Source organism: Embleya sp. L77 (assembly GCF_055557415.1).
Genome location: NZ_CM145709.1, coordinates 59,311 through 77,262 on the forward strand (window position 1 = coordinate 59,311; position 17,952 = coordinate 77,262).

Annotated in this window: 20 protein-coding genes and 2 pseudogenes; 8 read left to right on the forward strand and 14 right to left on the reverse strand. The window is 68.7% G+C overall.

What is annotated here, in order from left to right:
- Positions 1 to 63: 63 nt before the first annotated feature.
- Both ACZOOI_RS00200 and ACZOOI_RS00205 read left to right on the forward strand, forming a co-directional pair.
- On the forward strand, positions 64 to 285 hold the full coding sequence (locus tag ACZOOI_RS00200) for a Tn3 family transposase (protein ID WP_465278787.1): 222 nt from the start codon (positions 64 to 66) through the stop codon (positions 283 to 285).
- A gap of 916 nt (positions 286 to 1,201) precedes the next feature.
- A complete protein-coding gene (locus tag ACZOOI_RS00205) occupies positions 1,202 to 1,483 on the forward strand; it encodes a hypothetical protein (RefSeq protein ID WP_465278788.1) in 282 nt (93 codons plus the stop codon).
- A 54-nt stretch (positions 1,484 to 1,537) separates the two neighbouring features.
- Here ACZOOI_RS00205 and ACZOOI_RS00210 read toward each other — a convergent pair whose 3' ends face one another.
- On the reverse strand, positions 1,538 to 1,669 hold the full coding sequence (locus ACZOOI_RS00210; protein WP_465278789.1) for a hypothetical protein: 132 nt from the start codon (positions 1,667 to 1,669) through the stop codon (positions 1,538 to 1,540).
- A gap of 609 nt (positions 1,670 to 2,278) precedes the next feature.
- A complete protein-coding gene (locus tag ACZOOI_RS00215; protein WP_465278790.1) occupies positions 2,279 to 2,500 on the reverse strand; it encodes a hypothetical protein in 222 nt (73 codons plus the stop codon).
- A 195-nt stretch (positions 2,501 to 2,695) separates the two neighbouring features.
- Here ACZOOI_RS00215 and ACZOOI_RS00220 point away from each other — a divergent pair, with 195 nt between their 5' ends.
- Positions 2,696 to 3,130, forward strand: a complete 435-nt coding sequence (locus tag ACZOOI_RS00220; protein WP_465278791.1) for an actin depolymerization factor/cofilin- and gelsolin-like domain-containing protein — start codon at positions 2,696 to 2,698, stop codon at positions 3,128 to 3,130.
- Positions 3,131 to 4,082: 952 nt separating this feature from the next.
- Here ACZOOI_RS00220 and ACZOOI_RS00225 read toward each other — a convergent pair.
- From ACZOOI_RS00225 to ACZOOI_RS00235, 3 genes are all read right to left on the reverse strand, one after another.
- Positions 4,083 to 4,241, reverse strand: coding sequence for a hypothetical protein (locus ACZOOI_RS00225; RefSeq protein ID WP_465278792.1), 159 nt, complete (start codon positions 4,239 to 4,241; stop codon positions 4,083 to 4,085).
- A 326-nt stretch (positions 4,242 to 4,567) separates the two neighbouring features.
- Positions 4,568 to 5,764 carry a site-specific integrase gene (locus ACZOOI_RS00230; protein WP_465278793.1) on the reverse strand — a complete coding sequence of 399 codons (1,197 nt, stop codon included), beginning with the start codon at positions 5,762 to 5,764 and terminating at the stop codon, positions 4,568 to 4,570.
- Positions 5,765 to 6,072: 308 nt separating this feature from the next.
- Positions 6,073 to 7,674, reverse strand: coding sequence for a helix-turn-helix domain-containing protein (locus tag ACZOOI_RS00235; protein WP_465278794.1), 1,602 nt, complete (start codon positions 7,672 to 7,674; stop codon positions 6,073 to 6,075).
- Between the two features lie 215 nt (positions 7,675 to 7,889).
- Here ACZOOI_RS00235 and ACZOOI_RS00240 point away from each other — a divergent pair, with 215 nt between their 5' ends.
- Entirely contained in the window at positions 7,890 to 8,075 is a 186-nt protein-coding gene (locus ACZOOI_RS00240) for a hypothetical protein (protein WP_465278795.1), read from the forward strand.
- 314 nt (positions 8,076 to 8,389) lie between these two features.
- A complete protein-coding gene (locus ACZOOI_RS00245) occupies positions 8,390 to 8,938 on the forward strand; it encodes a hypothetical protein (protein ID WP_465278796.1) in 549 nt (182 codons plus the stop codon).
- 182 nt (positions 8,939 to 9,120) lie between these two features.
- Here ACZOOI_RS00245 and ACZOOI_RS00250 read toward each other — a convergent pair whose 3' ends face one another.
- On the reverse strand, positions 9,121 to 9,564 hold the full coding sequence (locus ACZOOI_RS00250) for a hypothetical protein (RefSeq protein WP_465278797.1): 444 nt from the start codon (positions 9,562 to 9,564) through the stop codon (positions 9,121 to 9,123).
- Between the two features lie 176 nt (positions 9,565 to 9,740).
- Between ACZOOI_RS00250 and ACZOOI_RS00255 the strand changes: the two genes are divergently transcribed.
- On the forward strand, positions 9,741 to 10,721 hold the full coding sequence (locus tag ACZOOI_RS00255; protein ID WP_465281340.1) for a hypothetical protein: 981 nt from the start codon (positions 9,741 to 9,743) through the stop codon (positions 10,719 to 10,721).
- A 4-nt stretch (positions 10,722 to 10,725) separates the two neighbouring features.
- Here ACZOOI_RS00255 and ACZOOI_RS00260 read toward each other — a convergent pair.
- The 3 genes and pseudogenes from ACZOOI_RS00260 to ACZOOI_RS00270 form a co-directional block, all read right to left on the reverse strand.
- Positions 10,726 to 10,836: pseudogene (locus ACZOOI_RS00260) on the reverse strand (IS5/IS1182 family transposase); the annotation flags it as partial.
- A gap of 313 nt (positions 10,837 to 11,149) precedes the next feature.
- Positions 11,150 to 11,491: a hypothetical protein gene (locus ACZOOI_RS00265; protein ID WP_465278798.1), complete on the reverse strand. Its 342-nt coding sequence runs from the start codon at positions 11,489 to 11,491 to the stop codon at positions 11,150 to 11,152.
- 75 nt (positions 11,492 to 11,566) lie between these two features.
- A complete protein-coding gene (locus tag ACZOOI_RS00270; protein ID WP_465278799.1) occupies positions 11,567 to 11,782 on the reverse strand; it encodes a hypothetical protein in 216 nt (71 codons plus the stop codon).
- Positions 11,783 to 11,886: 104 nt separating this feature from the next.
- On the opposite strand from ACZOOI_RS00270, the gene ACZOOI_RS00275 reads away from it, so the two are divergent.
- A complete protein-coding gene (locus tag ACZOOI_RS00275; protein ID WP_465278800.1) occupies positions 11,887 to 12,720 on the forward strand; it encodes a hypothetical protein in 834 nt (277 codons plus the stop codon).
- Between the two features lie 254 nt (positions 12,721 to 12,974).
- Here ACZOOI_RS00275 and ACZOOI_RS00280 read toward each other — a convergent pair whose 3' ends face one another.
- Complete coding sequence (locus tag ACZOOI_RS00280; RefSeq protein WP_465278801.1) at positions 12,975 to 13,877, reverse strand: LysR family transcriptional regulator; 903 nt, start codon at positions 13,875 to 13,877, stop codon at positions 12,975 to 12,977.
- A gap of 188 nt (positions 13,878 to 14,065) precedes the next feature.
- Between ACZOOI_RS00280 and ACZOOI_RS00285 the strand changes: the two genes are divergently transcribed.
- Positions 14,066 to 14,359 (forward strand): DUF1330 domain-containing protein, encoded by a 294-nt coding sequence (locus ACZOOI_RS00285; RefSeq protein ID WP_465278802.1) that lies wholly within the window; start codon positions 14,066 to 14,068, stop codon positions 14,357 to 14,359.
- A 554-nt stretch (positions 14,360 to 14,913) separates the two neighbouring features.
- Here ACZOOI_RS00285 and ACZOOI_RS00290 read toward each other — a convergent pair.
- From ACZOOI_RS00290 to ACZOOI_RS00305, 4 genes and pseudogenes are all read right to left on the reverse strand, one after another.
- Positions 14,914 to 15,672 carry a MerR family transcriptional regulator gene (locus tag ACZOOI_RS00290; protein WP_465278803.1) on the reverse strand — a complete coding sequence of 253 codons (759 nt, stop codon included), beginning with the start codon at positions 15,670 to 15,672 and terminating at the stop codon, positions 14,914 to 14,916.
- 824 nt (positions 15,673 to 16,496) lie between these two features.
- Positions 16,497 to 16,742, reverse strand: a complete 246-nt coding sequence (locus tag ACZOOI_RS00295; RefSeq protein ID WP_465278804.1) for a hypothetical protein — start codon at positions 16,740 to 16,742, stop codon at positions 16,497 to 16,499.
- Between the two features lie 106 nt (positions 16,743 to 16,848).
- Positions 16,849 to 17,199 (reverse strand): annotated as a pseudogene (locus ACZOOI_RS00300) (RHS repeat-associated core domain-containing protein); the annotation flags it as partial.
- A 94-nt stretch (positions 17,200 to 17,293) separates the two neighbouring features.
- Positions 17,294 to 17,890, reverse strand: coding sequence for an RHS repeat-associated core domain-containing protein (locus ACZOOI_RS00305; protein WP_465278805.1), 597 nt, complete (start codon positions 17,888 to 17,890; stop codon positions 17,294 to 17,296).
- Positions 17,891 to 17,952 lie beyond the last annotated feature (62 nt).

Below are 17,952 nucleotides of genomic sequence, written 5' to 3' on the forward strand. Positions count from 1 at the left end.
GGGAGCGTCGGGGTCGCGCTTCACGACGCGGCGGGCGCTTCTCCGAGAACTCGGGCCTTCCCTGTGCTGCTGTGTGGCCGGCTGCTGGAGGAGGGCTGGGAGATCGCCCCGGAGGACCTGGCGCACATCTCGCCCTACCTGACCGAGCACATCAACCGGTTCGGCGAATACTCCACACACGAACTCGGCATCCAGCCCGACGCGTACGACCCGAAGCTCGACGTCGACTTCGCCTCTCTGCGCGAGCAGGACCTCATCACCGCCGGCCTCGGTCGGGCCGCCTGACCGCCATCAGCGTATGAGCGCGAGGACATGCATCCGAAAGGGGTGCCCGAAGCCACCCTCCGGGCTTTCGGGCACCCCTCCTGTAACCATTCCCCGTCTAGCGGCCCACGCTGGCCGGGCCGACACCTCGGGGTGGGCGGGTGGCGCCGTCACCAGAGTGCCGGCAAGTCACCATGTCGTCCGCGTAGGCGTTCGGACCGCTCCGGAGCCGGGGGATCAGCGAGTCGTCAAGCCTTGACAGGCCCTCCCGTGCCCGCGACACGCCGCCAGTCGGGACCGAACGAAGTGCAGTAGGCGGCAGACCAGCGGTTGCTGTTCGTCTGGACACCCCTTGCGGTCTTCCTACTACTGCCGTTCGTGCAGGTGACCTTCGCGTAGTAGGCGAAGGACACGTCGCAACGAACTTGGTACGTCCTGCCGTCCGTATCCCTCACCCCACCGTTGATGCACCACGAAGGAAGGGCCAGTGCGCCTCGCGGGGCTGTCTCAACCGCCTGTGCGGGAACGGCTATGGCACCGAAAGTGAGGGCGGCTGCCCCGAGTCCGACGCCAAGAGCGGAACGAATACCCACGGTGTGCTCCTTATCCTCAGCCACTTACGGAAAATCAGCCGGGGTATTCCCAACCGACGGACTCAAAGATGGTGGAGAGCAGGGGAGAACGCAGCAGAGAAAGCTGTCCCGGACAGGGTATGGGCTGTCCGGCCTGGCCAGAGCCCTGTCCGGGACAGGGGCACACGCCCCCTTCTACCTCAAACTGCACGCACGGACCCGGGGCACAGAACGGGAAATCCTCCGCACCCCTGGTCGACGGGGTCGTCAAGGTCGCCGCCTACTGGACTTCCCGGCTCGTCGACGGCGACGAGTGGCGTCCCCGACACGCCGACGGGACCGGCAACGGTCGACGGCTGTGCGACATGATCGCCAACGCGGCCGACTCGCGGTGGGGCGGCCGCTTCGACGCCGAACGCGACGAGGAGCAACGCCTGCGCCCGCGTCCGCCCTGCCCCCCGACCGACCCCGCGATCCGCACCATCGTCGACGCGATCCTTACAAAGGTCCGCACCGCACCCACGAACAACCTCGCGGCCGAGGGCTACTTCCTGCGAACCGCCGCGACCGCGGCCGCGAGCGGCGCGTACCGACCCGGGTTGCTGGGCCGGGCCGGCTACCGGGTCCTACACGAATCCCGCGACTGACACCGCAATCAGGGGGCGCGAGAATCCCCACCACAGGGACAGTCGGGCGCGGCGTCAGGCGTCGTCCCGCACACGGACGAAGCGCGCCGCGCCGCCCACCGGACCCCACTCCCACCTCGACCGGCGCAGGGCGTGGATGTCACCGCCCTGGGGCTCGATCGTGTCGGGGACGGCCGGACCTTGCATACATCGAAATGTCGAGTGCAGGACACGACATTCCGTCGGAGAACTTGCGGCTGGACCCACCTCGCCCCGCCCGGCGCCCGGCGCCCGGCCTCGCGCCGAGCCGGGCACTGCTGCGGGCCGGGGAGATGCTGCCCGCGAAGGCCGCGTCGGCGGCGCGATCCACGCAATGCCCTGTGCTGCGGCGGATGGTCGAGGACCACGCCCGCCGCGAGGACCACGCGACCGGGCTCGAACCGGGAGTGAAGTAGACGATCACGGGGCCGCGTGCGCACGGCCCGCCGTGTGTGCGTCACCGACGTGTGCGTGCGTCGTTGTGCGTGTGTGCGCCGACTGCCCCCGTGGTCGTGGCCGTGCGGCGCCTCCATCGTGATGGGGGCTCGCCGGGCTTGAGGATGCGCCGGTCGCGGTCGTTCGTGGCGCAAACGGGTGGTCGCGGGACCGTTGCCGTGCTCTCCGCCGCCCTCGAGGGAACGCGTCCTGTGCGAGGCGAACGCTGGCCCCCCTGCCGGACCATGGTCACCTCGCAGCGGGCCGCCCCCCACCCGGCCGAAGGCCGGACAGGGGGCGGCGCAACACCGGAGGGGCGGTCCCGTAGGGCGGGACCGGCCGTCAGTCCTTCGCGATGGCGATACCGAGGAAGATCCCCACCAGCAGCGCGACACTGCCGGCGGTCATCACCGCCCACGTCCCGCTCTGCGTCGCGGCGAACGTCGACGTCATCCCCGCCTGCGCCGCCGCCTGCGTGGACTGGGCCCCGGCCATGGCCGCCTCCTGAACGGCCAGACCCGTCTCCAACGTCTGGATCCTGCTCTCCAGCTCCGACTGCTCCATCGTTCGATACCTCTCTCACGGTGCGCCGGCCGATCCGACACCACCGTTCCCCGGTTCCCCGCCACGCCGCCACTGCCGCACCGGCCGCGGTCGGTGCACCCGTTTGCCGGTGATCTCCGCCCGTCTGGGGCCGGCCGGAGGGCCGTGTACGCCGGCGCGTTTCCGCCCCTGAAGTCAACCTGTAGGAGGAAACCGATGTCGGCGGCGCTTGACGATGAGATCAAACGAACGTACGAAGCGATCAGGGCGGGCGATCTTACGTGGGCCGTCTTCGCCTACGGCGGCCCCGGTCAGCTCACCGTCGATCACGTGAGCGTGGACTCGGACTACGACGCCTTCTGCGGCCGGTTGGCGCCCGACGACGCCGATGCGCGGGTCGCAGACTGCAGCTTCGAAGCTGATGTGCGTTTCGCTTACCGCCGCTTCGAAGCTGAGGAAAACGGCTGTGAGCGCGCCAAGTACGCCTTGTTCGTCTGGGCCCCGGCTAGGCCAGGTCATCGCCGCGTCCAAGGGCAACCACGGCGGACGCCCCAAGGTCATCGACGACGACATGCTCACCTTCGCCGTCGCGCTCAAGCGGCTCCCGGTTGCACCCGGGGCCGTCGCCGTTTCCGGACGGTGGCCCGCTGAGCCGTTCCAGCAGACTAGGCCGGCCACGAGACAGACGCGGACAACATCGCAGCCGCTGTGGATGCTCTGACCTGGGGCGGGGGCCATCGATTCGCAACCGAAGGAAGGGCCGCAAACCCGAAGGTCACCTTCGGGAAGGCGAAGCTCGTAGACGGCGCGGGCTTCATCGCATCGTCGTCAGGACCACGACCTGCGCAGATCATCGTCGAACCGACTTTCGACCGTAGACGGTCAGGTATCGCCCGCCTTCGGAACACGCACAACGAGACCCGGAGTCGACGGCTTCGGAACTCTCCCAAAAAATCTCTAAAAAGTGCACGCGCGCACACGCGAGGCGAACGGTACGCCCCGGTTTGGGAGTTCGCACCCGGGTCCGTACACGGTCAGGACGAGGCCAACCCCACTCCCGACGGAGCCGGCGTCTGGGCCAGGTCGGCGTCATGGTGAATCCGCCGCCGAATCGCCGCCGGGTGCGCCGATAGTGTTGGCATCACGTCGAATAGCCTCCCCTGATCCGACGCGACAAACCGAACGCGTCACTGAAGGGCACGATGCTCGCGACGTACGTCCTCGAATGTCTTCGGGGTGGACCTGGTCGGGCGTGCCGGCCCCACTGGCGAATGCAACGTTCACGTCGAGCGACGTCGGATAGGTCCCCGCGCGTGCGCGCCTCTCGCCCCGGGGATGGTGAGCCTGCCCGCCAGTGGCGAATGAGGTTCACTCGGAAGTGCGGACTCTGCGGCGAACGCCCATGTCAACGAATCGACACGGCATAATATGTGATTCGCATCACACGCTGAACGTGCATTGTCGTGCATCATTGGTGCGCAACAGAGCCGCGCATGCTTCCTCTTGACGAGGACACGCGAAGGGCCCCACCCGGATCGACCGCGAATCGAAAACCCGGGCGGAGCCCCTGCACTCGGTTATGTCGACTGGACGGGCCCGGCCTCTATTGGCTGGGCCCGTGTCCGGTTGCGAAACCGTAGATCGCGATGCCCGTGGTGACGAGCGCGGTGACCACCGGTACCCATGCCTTCACGTGGCCTGCCACTCGGCGGACCGTCCAACGACGTGGCGGCTCAGGCGAGTCGCCGTTCCCCTGCTCCATGGATATCTCCTTTCGGAGGCCCCGGGTGTGGGCCCCACACGTGTGGGGGCCCGCGGAGAGGGGTTGTGCTGTGGCCAAGGCGCGACCCGATCGGATGCGTAGCCGGGACCGGTGCACCCCTGGGAAGTTCTGCTTGTGGCGTTGCTCCCCGAGATGTAGAGGACACGGTAAGGAGCGACGGGCCGATCAGCAAGGAGTTCCGGGCACACTCTGAGAGCAATTGATTTCCAATAGTCATATCGGCTGGTGGGGAAGCCATGCCGGCCGGCATTTCGGTGTTCATTCCAGTCTCCAAGAGAGTGACTTCCGACGCGGGTTCACACGTCCTACAGCCCGATGTCCTCGGTGGCGGCGTCCCCCCACATCTCGCCCTCCTCGACGTAGCCCCAGAACACCGGCGAGTTCGCGGAGTGCCCGCTTTGCTGGTGCAACTTCTCGGGCTTCTTGCCCTTCTTGCGGCCGGTGGTGATCAGGCCGCGTCGGGCGGAGTGGTCGGTCGACTTCGCGTCCAGGCCAGCGCGTTCGGCGCCGCGGGTGATGGCGATCCGGCAGCCGTCGGGTGACAGCCGCGCGGTGCCGACGCGGCCGAACTGGTCGACCGCGCGGAACGCGGGGCCGTCGACGAGGTGGGCGGCGTTCTTCAAGGCGATCCGGCAACGCACCGGGCAGGTGAGCGGGTTGGTGCCGTAGTGGACCGCGACGTCGCGGGCGGGTCGGCCTTTCACCGAGGGCACGTGCACCTCCAGGCCCTCGGCGACGTGGCGGATGCCGGTGACGGTGAGCGCGGAGACCTCGGAGGAGCGGCCGGCAATCGCGAACGCCAGGGCGGCGATGGCCCGGTCGCGCTGCCGGGTGATCTCCGGCAACGTGCGCGGCTTGCGGCGCACGGCGTCGGGGCGGGGCTGTATCACCGGGGCGGCGTTGGCCATACCGGCGCAGGTGCGCGGGGATGGCCGCGACGGTCCGGCCCCGGCCCCGGGCGAGGCGCTGCGGGTCAAGCAGCAGCGGCTTGAGCGCCTGGCGGCCCGCGAGGGTGGCCGCCTTGGGGACTCGGCGCCGTGCCGGCGGGCAGTGACCGTCACGCCGGTGATCCGCCGCTCGATCGAGTTCGGCGCGGCGACCGCGACCTGGTCGAGCCGGCGCACGAACCCCACCAGCGTGCCGGGGGTGACCGTCGTCGATGGCAGGGTGTGGCCGGTGCGTTCGGCGAGCCACGCGTGGTACTCGCCCCACAGCGCCCAGTCCCGCGCGTAGCCGGTGGTCGTCTTGCGCGGGCGCAGGTCGTCCAAGTGCTCATAGGCGGCCTCGTCCGAGGCGGCGAGCACGGCCGCGGACGCGTCCGGCACGGCGATCGCACCGGTGGCCGGCGTGTCGAACGGCTCCAGCTCGGCCACGAGTTCCGCGTCGGAGCCTGCCCGCGGCGCGGCCGTGCGCTTGGGGTCGAGGCGGGGTTGCGAGGTGTTGTACGCGGCGCCGCTGGTGTGGTTCACCCCGCGCAGGTCCTCGTGTTGGGTGGTGGGCATGTGGCAGGTTCCCCTCCCGGACCGGAACGTTGATCGTCCACCGGCGTAACCGCCTCGGATATGGCGGCTTATCCGAGGTGGTTAGCCGCAAGCGGAAGGCACGCCGCCGAAAACGCCACCGGACGCGGTGAGATCGCGAATAGCGTTCCGGGCCATGCGCTACGGATCAGACCTCTGGTGGATGTCGCCGATCCGGTAGCCCCGTTCGCAGCCGTGAATCACCGGCTGGGTGTCAGCCGCCGTACGGATGCGCCTCGGGGTGGTAGCCGCGCGGGGTACACCGGGCCCAATCCACGACCATGTGCCCGTCACCGACTTCGTTCGTCGCTGAGACCGAATTCCGAGAGGGGCGACGGGGCGGAGGCTCGACACGTGCTCATCCGCCGGGGCGTCGGATCGTTGAGGGCGATCACGCACCGGGAACCCTCGCCGAGTCCTCCGGCGACCCACAACACGCCCGCGGTGTCGAGGGAACCGAGAAAGTCCCTCATCCGGATGTCGGTGAGCATGGCGACGGGCTGCCCTCGGTCGTCCAGCAGAACAACCCGAACGTCGCGATCACCGCGTGTCCCCCGGACCACCAGGCACGGCCATGCCCGCCACGGGTGGTCACGCAACACGCGCATCGCCCGCGTGCGAATACCCCACGTCACGTCAAGGTACATCCAGAGGGACACGAGGAGCATCGCGACCGTCACCGCAAAGCACACGTAGGCCTTCCAGCCCCCGGGGGCGTCGTCGCTCGTCAGCACGGGAGGACGCAGGATGAAGAGCACGTAGGCGAGGAACCCGGCCGCGGGCCAGGCCAGGAGCCGGCACACCGCCTTCGCCCCCGCCGTGAAGTGCCGCGTGCGCGTTCGCCATGTCACGTCGGGGTCCGCGCAGAGGTACATGACGAATAGCGTGGCCATCGACGAAAGAGTCGCCCAGCCCTCCCAATCCTCGGGAGTGCGGTCCGGCGGACGCAGGTGGACGAAGAGCCCGGCCACAGGCCAGGCCAGAAGCCGACACATCGCCATCGTCCCCGCCATGAAGTGCCGCATCTCCTCGTACGCCTTGCGTGACACGCGCGACGCGGGCTCGGCGGAGACCCAGTACCCGAGCGCACGGGCCCGGTCGGCACCGTCGTCCCCGTGTCCACCCGGCCCGCCTCCAAGGCCCTCGCCTCGCGGTCGGGCGCGCCGGCGCCGTCGGCGGCGCGAGGGCGCCTTCGTGGCCGTGACCTGCGTTGCCGCCCGGGCAACGCGATCCCCGGCGGGCGTCCCACGCTCCCGTTCGAGCAGGGCGTCGACCTCTCGGTGCAGGAGTGTGATCGTGGCGCGCTGTTCGGCGAGTTCGCCCTCCAGCTCGCGGATGTGGGAAACGGCCTTGTCCAGACGGCGTTGTCGGCCTCGGTTGCTGTCGCGCAGTGCGCTGATGCGTGTGTGTGCGGCGGCGCTCCTGCCGTCGGCCTGTTGAAGGCGTTCGCGGAGTTCGGCGAGCTCGAGTCCAAGGACGCCCAGCGCTTCCACGGCCTGGTGGCGCTCGCGCGCGCCGCGGTCGCGTTCCTCACGCAGCCGGGACGTGAGGGCGTCCTTCTCGGCGGCCAGGCGAGCGGCTTCCTCGCGCCAATGGATCAGTTGGGGGTGAGCACGCTCGCTGTTGGCCAGGGCGGTGACACGCAACTTCTCGAGGCGAGCGCACTCGTCGGAGGTCAAAGGTGTCCCGTGCTCGGCGAGGAATGCCACGAGGGCGTCGAGAAAGGCTCGTGGCGCGATCCGTTTCCCCTTGAGATAGCGGGAGACCACGGACGCATCGATGTGCGCCACCTCCGCGAACGCGTTTTGCGAGACACCCGCGTGCCCCAGGCACGCCCTCATCGTCGCGCCGTACTGCGCCGCGTCCGGTTCTATTGCGTCGCGCTCGGCCATCCGGACCGCCCCCCGGTCGTCGCCCGCCTCAGCGGCAAGACCGAGAGTATCGGGCGCCGCCGCGCTCGAGGAAGTTGCCGAAACGCCGGCAACGCCCCTTGCCGCTACCGCAACGCCCGACCGCCATCGCAGAGTCGTCAGCGACCGACACCACGAACGCGGCCGACAGCGCCGCGAACACAAACCGTCGGCGAAACCCGCGAACGGAGACACCCATGGACACCCAGACCCACGCCGACCCCAACGACCCTGCACCGCGCCGCCCGCGCTCCCGCCGACGACATCTCGCCCTCACCCTCGCCGCGACCCTCCTGGTGGGGGTGACCACCGGCGTAGGCCAAGAGATCGGCCACCGCCTGGCCTTGGATATCCCCGACGCCGTCCGGTCCGTCGTCGAATAGAGGCGAGCGCCGGACGCTCGGAGCGGGAAGCACACCAACCGCCTCGGATACCCCGGTGTTATCCGAGGCCAGAACCCGGGAAGCGGAAGCCGCACCACCGAAATCCCCCCCGGACGCGGGAAGATCGCGAGTAGCGTCCCGAGCCATGACCAGCACACCCTGGCGCGCCCCCCATGAAGCCAACCTTGCATCGAACGATGCGGCAGCGTGATCGGAGGACTTGAGGAGAGGCTTTCGGCTGTTGGTTCCGTCAGATCGGGATGCCCCGCGGCTTGATGCAGCTTGCGCAGAGAAGTCATCAAGACGCTCCGGAGGTGATGCGGATCTTGAAGCGCGCCGCCCTTGGTGTCCGCCTGGGTGGCTCCGTGCTCGGCAACTTCCAGGGTGCGCTCAAGTTCCTCACAGCGGCGCTCGGCTTCCAGAGTCCGGCGGTGGGCACCGTCCAGGGCCTCGCGCAGTGCCTCGACCTTCGCCGCCAGACGGTCGCATTCCTCATACAGGCGTCGTCGCTCGTCGTTGACCACGGCGAGTTCCGCGTCGTGGTCGACACGCTCTTGCTCGTTGGCAACCTGTGCTTCGCGATGGCGTCCGTTCAGATCGGCGAGATCGCGTTGCCGAGCCTGCAACGCCTCGATGATGGCTTCCTCCCGTACCTCGCACCGTTGGCGTCGACGATCGGCCTCGGCCGGCTCGTCGCGCAGGCGTTGCAACTCAGCCTGCACCGGGTTGCTCTCCGCCAGGGCGGCGCGTTGCCCGGCGCGAACGCCGACTACCGCATCTGCTGTGCGAGGCCCCGCCTTGGTCGCGACGTCCAGCAACAGCCGCTCCACGAACTCGGCCATGGACTCGTTTGGGGCTGGTGACACGGTCGTTGACGGCACCCCAACGGAGAAAGCACGAAGCCGGCGGCACCCCCTCCTGGGCCACAGATCCCGTACGGAGCAAGCCCCGGACGCCGTGGCCCCACGCTCGTCGGTCGGGCCGCGAGGATCCGGATCGACGACCTTCGGGAGGTCGTCGATCCGGATCACTCCCTCCCACGGGCCTAGTGGCAGGGGATCACGTCGCGGACGGCGTTCCAGTCGCCGTGGGGATCACTGCTGTACGCCACCGGCGTCGTGTAGATCAGGGTGCCGCTCGGGTTGTACATGCGGGCCCGGCGGCTCTCCTGGTTGCGGGTCTGGTCGTTGATCCAGGAACCGCCGCTGCCCCAGGTGGACACGTAGTACCTCGTGTCGCACTGCCACATGTCGATCCTGGTTCCCTGGAAGTTGTCGCGCTGGTAGGCACAGAAGTTCCCGGACGCTCCGGTACCCGTCTGGCACGGGTCGGCCGCGACGCGGTTCCCGTCGCCCGAGGCGAAGCCGCGTGGGTGGGCCTCGCCGGGCAGGGCGACGAGGCGTCGTCGGCGCCGCGACAGGGGTGGGGCCGGTACGGGCTCCTGCCCGTGTTCCGGCTCAGGGATGGGCTGTTCGGACGGGGTGTTCACCGGGCCTCCGATGCTCGATTCCGTCGGTGTCGGCGACGAGCCTCGGACGGGCACGGAGTGCTGCGGTAGCGGCAACGGCCGTTGCCGGCGCATCGGCAACACATTTGGGTGTTCCGGCGCCCGTGTTGCCCCCTTATGGCGTTGAATCGGGACGTGACGAAGTGGACGACACCCGCATGAGTGCCGACGAAGGCGGGGGCGTGCCGGGTCGGGACGCGGTGGAGCCGGACGCGGCGCGCTACGGCGCAGCGATGCAGGCGTGCTTCGAACGCGCCGGGTCGCAACGCGAGTTCGCGAGGAGGACCGACGACTCCGCGCCGCCACCGGATACGCCCGTGAGGCCGAGGCCGAACGCGCCGAACACCGCGCGACGATCGAGGCACTACCGGGAGATGGGCGTCCTGCGCCACCAGGTCGACGTCCTCGGCGGGGAGGGGCGGCGGACCGCCTTCGCCCGGGAACGTGTTGCCCAGGTGGCAACGCGGGTCACGGCGGACGACCAGGGGAGTTCCGTGCCCGGGGCTCGACCGCTTCTCGGCGGAGAGGGCGGCGTCACGGCCCTCCGGTACGGTTATGGGGTTTCGACCCGCCCGGCGGCCCAGGTGTCGCCCGACCTCTTCGCGGAGATGTGCCGGTGGGCGGAGGACGAAGGCCGCAGACGTCGGGCACGGACGGACCCCGCCGCCGATCCGCGGCTCTACACGAGACTGCTTGCGTTGAAGATCCTGGCGTTGTGCCTCGGTGCGGCGACCTCAGTCCTGATCACGCTCGCGGTGCGACTTCCCGGCGCGTCGGTCACGCAGCTTCACCAGCCACTCCCGCACCTGAACGTCGTCATGGAGGTAGTCCTCGCCAGGCCCATGACGCAGATCGATCCCATGGAGCAGCCCCAGAGCCCACCAGCTCAACTTGTCCCACTCAAGACCGTCATCCGTAAGCCGGCGACCGGCCCACCGATCGACGGCGTCACGGGTCAGCCGCCCTTCAAGAAGCGCGACGAAGCACGCCTCGATCTCGTCCAGATCCGGCTGACCACCACTGTTCATCCGCCGAAAGTACCCGCCCACACCGAACAAGAGGGCCGCTACAAGCTTCCGAACGCCGCAAACGTGGCCTGCTACGGCACTGGCTCATCAAGGGCGAATCAACATGAATGAGATGCCCTCTGACCGACCAGTACACGCCGTCGCCCTTGCGGCGGCAGTCGCGCAGGACCTTCCGGCGAGCGAAGACCTGCCTGACGCGGGCGCGGACCTTGCGGTGGTCGCGGTTGGGCCCGCCAGGCTGCGGTCGGATCACCGTGGAGGTCGGGTCGGCGTGCGTTGCGGTGGCGTTCGGCGGCCACGGCCAGGTGGTATTCGTACTCGTCGGTCCGCGCCGTGCATCGGCGGCATCCGTTGTCGCGGACACACCAAGCGAGGCGGTCTTCGTCGATCTCCCAGTCGTAGCAGTCCCGGGCGCACACGGTTCGGCTCCCATCAGGGGACGACGGTGACGAGGAAGGCGTCGCCGTCGAGTATGCGGTGTTCGCCGTAGAAGGTGCTGCCCAGGCGGCTGCCCACGCGTTGGTTGTCGTCGCGGTCGATCAGGCGGGCGGAGAAGTGCCCGCCGCTGAGGGGGTGCCGCCGGGGTCGTTGCGGGCGCACAGGCCCATCTCGAAGGAGCGGCCGAGGTCGTCCGCGGTGAACACGCGGGTGTTGTTGTACACCTCCCCCGCCGGATCCGGACCCGGCCCGTAGGCGACGGGACGGTGGACGAACGCCGGGAAGGCGCCGTACATGTTCTCCACCGGGTCCGCGCACACCTGTGCCACCGCGTCCCGCGGCTCGTCCGCACACACCGACAGCGCCGGGCCGAGCGGCCGCACGATCGCGAAGATGTATCGCTCCCCCGGGAAGAACCGTCGCCGGTCGCCGGACCCTTTCAAGAATCCGACCTCACACGAGGTCGGATTCTTGAAACCGCCTGTCCGTCGTCGGCCGGCGCCGTGGGTGCGGTGTGGTCACGTCCAGATGCCGAGGGCGAGGATCACGACCGCGGTGAGGACCAGGATGAACAGGCCGCCGCACCCGTCGCCGGAGTTCTTCTTCGAGCGCCTCGATCCTCCGGGTCGTTTGCCGCTGGAGTGCTTGGCGCAGTAGCGCTCGCCGGGGCGAGCGTTGTTGCCGCAGCTCTTTCCGCCCCTGCTGCCTTTCGTCGACCTCTGGCAGGTGCCCATGAGTGTCCCCCTCGATCGTCGGTGACTCCATGTTGTCGAAACCACGCATTGCGTGCGGGAGTTCGCGCAAACTGGGCGGACGGGCCTACGGAGGGGGAGAGGGCATGGCGGGTGTGCGGCGTGATGGAGAGGGTCCCGGGCGGTATCCGCGGCCGCCGCTGCCGTCGGACCAGGGATTGCTGCCCGCGCTCAGGACCGGCGGTGAGGTCGCCGGAGCGGATCGGGGCCCGGGGCCGGTCGAACAGGTGGCCCGGATACACGCGCCCGGCGAACTGCCCGTCGGCACGTCCGGGTCCAACCGGGAACAGCGCTGGGACATGCTCGGCCCGAAGACACGCGAACGCCTGGAGGCGCAGGCGGGTTCGACGTTGGCGTGGTGGGCGAGTTTGGACGCGGACGAGTACGTCGAGGCGTTCGTGTTCGGGCCGTTGGGCGCGTGCCGGGCGGCGTCCGTCGTCCGCGAGGGCAGGCGGGTGTATCTGGTGGAGCGCCTGCGGTTCGAGCCCGACGCCCTCGAACATCGCTCGCTCCACCTGGACCCGGTGGAGCGCAAGCCCTCGAAGGCGTCCCGCCTGTTCCGGCCTCGCCGCCCCGCAGGCGGGGATCCGCCGCCGGCCCGTCCGGCCGTGGTGGCGGACCTGGGCCTGGACGAGCGAGACTCGGGGGTGTTGGGGAATCTGCCCGCCCAGGTGCAGGAGTTCCTCCAGCGCCCGTTCCTCGGCGACGACCAAGGCGTGGTCGCCCAGTGGTACTACGACGAGAGGACCGAGGCCATGTCCCGGGTCCTTCGCGTCGTGTTCGCCCTGATGGGCGACCGCGACGTCACGTTCGCCACGGGCAGCCGAACCCTGCCGCGCGGGGCCTCGCCCGACCGGGCCCGGTGGGAACTCGACTACTACCACGCACGGGTCAAACGACCCCGCCCCACGACCGCATGACACGGCCTTGGAGCACAGCGGTACAGCGGTTAAGCCGGTGGAGGGAGGCCCGGCCTCGGGCTGGGCGAGGACGTCGCCGCGGTCTACGACTCGGACCGGGCCCGGGGCCGTCATCGGATGCCGATCCGCCGGCGCAGCGAGGTGGTGTCGGACATTCGGCAGGACCGCCGTCGTCGTGGTCACCGTGAAGTCCGCCGGCGCAAGGTCTTCGGCCTCGCCACCGCGGGCGTTCGTCTCGCTTGACCTCTTGCGCGTCAGTCCGGCAGCCAGTGCAGCTCGTGCGCCAGGGTTTTGGCGGCGACACGGATGCGGCGGTGTAGTGGCGACTGCTCGCGTGGGAGGACCAGGTGGATCGTCAGGCTGGGCGCGCCTCGCAGCGGTCGCCAGGTGAGACCGGTCGGTTGTGCCGTGGCTGCGGCTTCTCCGGCCGGGGCGAGGGTGACCCCGTCGCGCAGGTCGCGCTGAGACATGTCGAAAGAGACTGCGGGCGTGTGGAATCGGGGGTGTGGTCGGGTGTCTCGGAACAATGCGGACAGCTGATCGTGGATCACGGGGTTGGCCGCACGGTCCGGGAGTCGCAGCGGATAGGCGGCCGCGTCGGCGATCTCGATCTCCGGGTGTTCGGCCAGCGGATGGTGCTGCGCCAGCTGGACCCCGACGCGCTGACGCCGCAGCAGGAACCGGCGCACGCCACGGCCCGGTTGTTCACCGCGGGTGACCCCGGCATCGATGCGGCCGTCGGCGACCGCGGGGGAGATCTCCGGTGTCGCCATCGGGACCGCGCCGACCTCGAGTCCGCTGTTGCCGCGAATCAGCCTGTCCACCAGGGCCGGTGCCGTCTCGGCCCCGGTGCTGAGGCTGTATCCGATGCGCAGCGTGCCCAGTTCGCCGGCCGCCGCGCTCCGGGCGGTGTCCCATGCCCGGTCCAGCGCCGCCAGCGCGGGCGGCGCGGACTCCACCAAAGCCGCACCGGCCGTGGTCAATACGACGCTACGCGTGTTGCGGACCAGCAGGGCCGTACCGAGTTCCGCTTCCAACCGGCGCATCCGGGCGCTGAGTGCGGGCTGTGCGATACCGATCCGCGCGGCCGCGCGGGTGAAGTTCAACTCCTGGGCCAGCACCAGGAAGTACCGCAGGCTCACCGTATCCGGCGCCACGTGTCCTCCCTGCCGATTGATAACGATCCGTTCTGAGTCTATCCCGCACCGGTCTTTCCCTCGACCGCACATCGAGCCCTAGCCTGCGCATACGACGATCCAACCGGCCGCGGTACCGGTCGGCGGGATCGATCGATCCGGGTGTCGATTCGACGTCGGACGTGTCCGGCCGAACACAGGAGGTTTCCATGGCCAAGGGCTACTGGGTCAGTGTCTACCCCGCCCTTTCCGACCCTGAGGCGCTCACTGCCTACGACAGGCTGGCCGGTCCGGCTGTCCGGGCCGGGGGCGGGCGCACCCTGTCCGTTGGCAGTCGAGTCGTCGCCCACGAGGCCGGAATCACGCAACGCGCCGTTCTGATCGAGTTCGACAACTTCGAACAGGCCGTCGCGGCATACGAGAGCGAGGCATACCAGAAGGCGCTGGTGGCCCTCCCCGACGGCTACGAGCGCGACTTCCGCATCATCGAAGGCATCGACTGACCGGCGGGCCCAGCCATCGCCGAGCATCCATCACCCGACACGCACACGGTGCCGAACGACGACTCACGAGACGAGTTCGAAGCCATGCCCCGCATCCCGGTTCGTCGTCGACGTCCTCGACGGCCTGATCCCTGTCGGGCGGATCGAAGAAGCGACGCGACGTCCGGCCCGGACGGACCGTCTCGCCGACCTCGTCGACGAAACTCACCCTCGCCCGAAGCGAACCGCTTCGTAGACGAAGGTCTTGGAGGACTGGCCGCGGCAGGAGTACAGGCCCACGCCCCAGGCGGAGGTGACGGGCAGGAGTACGCCACCGACCGAGTCGCTTATCCCGCCAGTGCGGTGTGCTTTTGGCTTTGTTCACGACGTCCGACAGCGATTGTTCAGCGCGTCGGGAGGCGGTCTTTCGTGAGGAAAGTCGTTGTTCACGGGAATGGGCGGCGTCGTGTCGAGGCGCCCCCAGCCCGGTCATCGGGATCGAACATCGTCGGACCGCCCGTGACGTCACGCGACCGCCATCGCGGTTCTTCCCCCGATGGCGGTCGCGTCGTGTCTCAGTTCAGTCGGGTGGTGGTGTAGGCCTCGATGGCGTCGCGCTGGTACGCGGCCAGGCCGGAAGCGATGGCCTCGTACGCGGCGCGCCACGTCTCGTTGTCGACGACGGAGCGTCCGATGGCCCGGTAGTCCTCGGCGGTGGCTGCGCGCAGTGCGGTCAGTGCCCGGTACTGGGTGTCGATTTCGGCCAGGACCGGGTCGGCGTCGGCCCGGTGGCCTGCGGTCATGAGTTCGGCCAGCCGGATCATCTGCGCGGTGCGCTCACGGTGCGCGGCGTCGGCGTCGGCCTGGCTCATCGCGTCGGCGCGGCGTGCGACCTCTTCGGCGAGTTCGGGGAAGTCGCGCATGTTCTCCTCGTACTGGGAGGGCGCCACGCCTTCGAAGAGGTTCTCCGGTCGGTTGATGGTCATGGGGTTGCCGTCCTTCCTGGACTGTTCCAGTTCGGCGATCGTGCGGGAGACGGTGCCGGCCAGTGTGTCGAGGCGGTCCCGTTCCGCGAGGAGGCGTCGGTGGTGGCCCCGCAGGGCGTTCACCTCGTCGACCTTGTCCGACAGGATCCGGCCGATCTCCGGCAGCCCGACGCCCAGCGCCCGCAACACGAGGATCTGTTGCAGCCGCAGCAGCTGACGCTCCTCGTAGTAGCGGTGCCCGTTGGCTCCGATCCGGGCCGGCGGCAGCAAACCCGTCTCATCGTAGTGACGCAGTGTCCGGGCGGTCACGCCCGACATCCGGGCCACCTCCGAGATCGGCCAGTCCATCACGACTCCCGCACATGTGTTGTCGCCGGGCCGGTTTCTCCGGCCCTGGTCACGACGGTAGGAGCTGCCGCAACGGCAACTTCAACCCCGAGACCCAAGATCCTCGCAATCGAACGCGCACGGTCCACAACCCAGCCGGAACAGCCTCCGATTACTGCCGAAACTCGTGAACATCCGACCCGGGCCCAGAGCCCCGGTGCCTCCCGAACCGCCGTAGAAACGCTGTCGTCTCTCGTGAACAGAGCCATGCTTTCCTCGCGCGACAGCACAGGCCGTTCTTCCCGGTGAGCGAGCCAGAGGGACAGCCGACACCGGCAACAGCACTGTTGCTCCCCTCTCACTCCGACCCGCACGATCAATGCATCGTCCTAGCCGGGAAAGAGCGTGCGCGTGCAAACTCGGAAAGCCCACGGGCAGACCCGTCAGTTCCGTCGGCGGCGCTTCACGTGCAACGGGATCGCAATCGCGGCCATCACACACACGATCATGAACGCCATCACGATCCACTCGGCCCCGCCGATACTGCCGGCGAGCACGTTCCCGGTTGGGTCATCGGTCGAAACGTCCACTGATCCCCCTGAGTCCGGTTGCCGAAAGTCCGGACCGGGAGCCTGCCCCGGGACGCGGGGCCCATGCGGTGCCGGGAGCGACCCCCGCCTCGCAGAGACAGGCGTGGCGACGTGTGGGCACACGCCCGTCCTCCGTCGTGTGTCTCCACCTCGTTGCGATGCGGAGACACACGACGGACGGTGGGCTGCGGTGCCGGTCGCCTCTCGAGCACGGGTGAAGACCGGACTCCGAAGGTCACCACATTTGTGATGCGTTCAGTTGGCTCTGTCCGTGTTACCCGGCCTGCCGCTGGACGTTGCCGACCTCCGGTGGCGGACGCGATGGACAACGTAGGCGATGAGCAGCACGGTGAAGACGGCGGCGGACACCTGGCGCAGAAGGGGCCAGGCGGCGCCGGAGGGATCCCAGATCGCTTCCGCCAGGTTGAGGACGACCGTGACCCCGAAGGAGATCACGACCGACAGTGCGAGCAGATCTGACTTGTTGTGGGAGTCGGGCATCTCTGTCTCACTCCACGTAGCCGGCGTACGGGTTGAAGCATTGGTTGAGATCGTTGGCTTCGTCGCCCCACGAGTGGTCCGTGTCCCTTACGGCGCGGAATACGTATCATCCGGCGCCTACTTTGGTGAAGATCTTCGAGCCCTTCTTCACCCATGACTTCAGGCCCAGCCCGGTGGGATCGACGTGGTTGATCGGGTCGCCGGCCGTGTAGGCGTAGGGGTTGGTTTCCTGGCCGCTGGGGTCAGGCTGGGTGAAACGGCCCAGAGTGGGGTCGTAATAGCGGGCGCCCATCTCGTACAGGCCGGTCGGATCGAGGTAGGTGCCGGTGTAGCGAAGCGGGTTGGGTACCGCCTCGGTCGTCGTACGAGCGTTGCCGTACGGGTCGTAGGCGTAGGCGTTGACCTTGTTGCCGTTCTTGTCCGTCATGGCGATGACGGAGCCCTGGGCGTCGGTCAGCCGAAGCCTGCGCCCACGAGATTCCCCACAGCGGGAATTCTCCACAGCGGGCCAACCAGCCAGCTCACCAACGAACCAACCGCCCGGCAACGACTCAGCTGCGGTTGGCGACTCTGTTGGTGATGTCCCTATCGAAGCGTTTGCCTACGCTACCCCATTGGCGGCAGCAATTCTCGACACACCACAATCCGGGCAAGTCCTCGTTCCCAATGGGGCTTTGGTCGGCATAGTCGTATGAGCTCGCGCTGCCGTATCGAACGGGGTCGGCGCTCTGGAACCGGCCGGTGCCCGGATCGTACAGACGAACACCCATGAGAATGTTGCCGCTTGGCGTCTCGGCCGAGCGCTGTGGGACCGCCGGCCCATCCGTATCGCACACCGGAGCCCGATTTGACGACGCCGAACTCGTCGAATCCACCGCTTGCGGCGTGGGGTTCGCACCAAGGGTCAATGCGACGACAACGTCGTTGTGCAGGTTGGTGAACTGCAGGACGACATTTCCCGTCGTGTCGGTAAGGGCTGCCAAGCTGCCATACGGGGCGATCACCTGGCGAGTGATAGCACCTGTAGTGGTGTTCTCGACGATCCGGCGGGGCCGGTCGGAATCGTTCGCATAGGGATTGACCTTGAAGCCGCTTTGGGTCCGAGCGCCATCGTTGTTCGTCTCCGTGGTCCAGTTGCGGAAGCGCACTGCGGGGCCGACATTCCGGCCGAGTTCGGCATGCCGCTACCGGAAGGGCACATCCCGCGTTC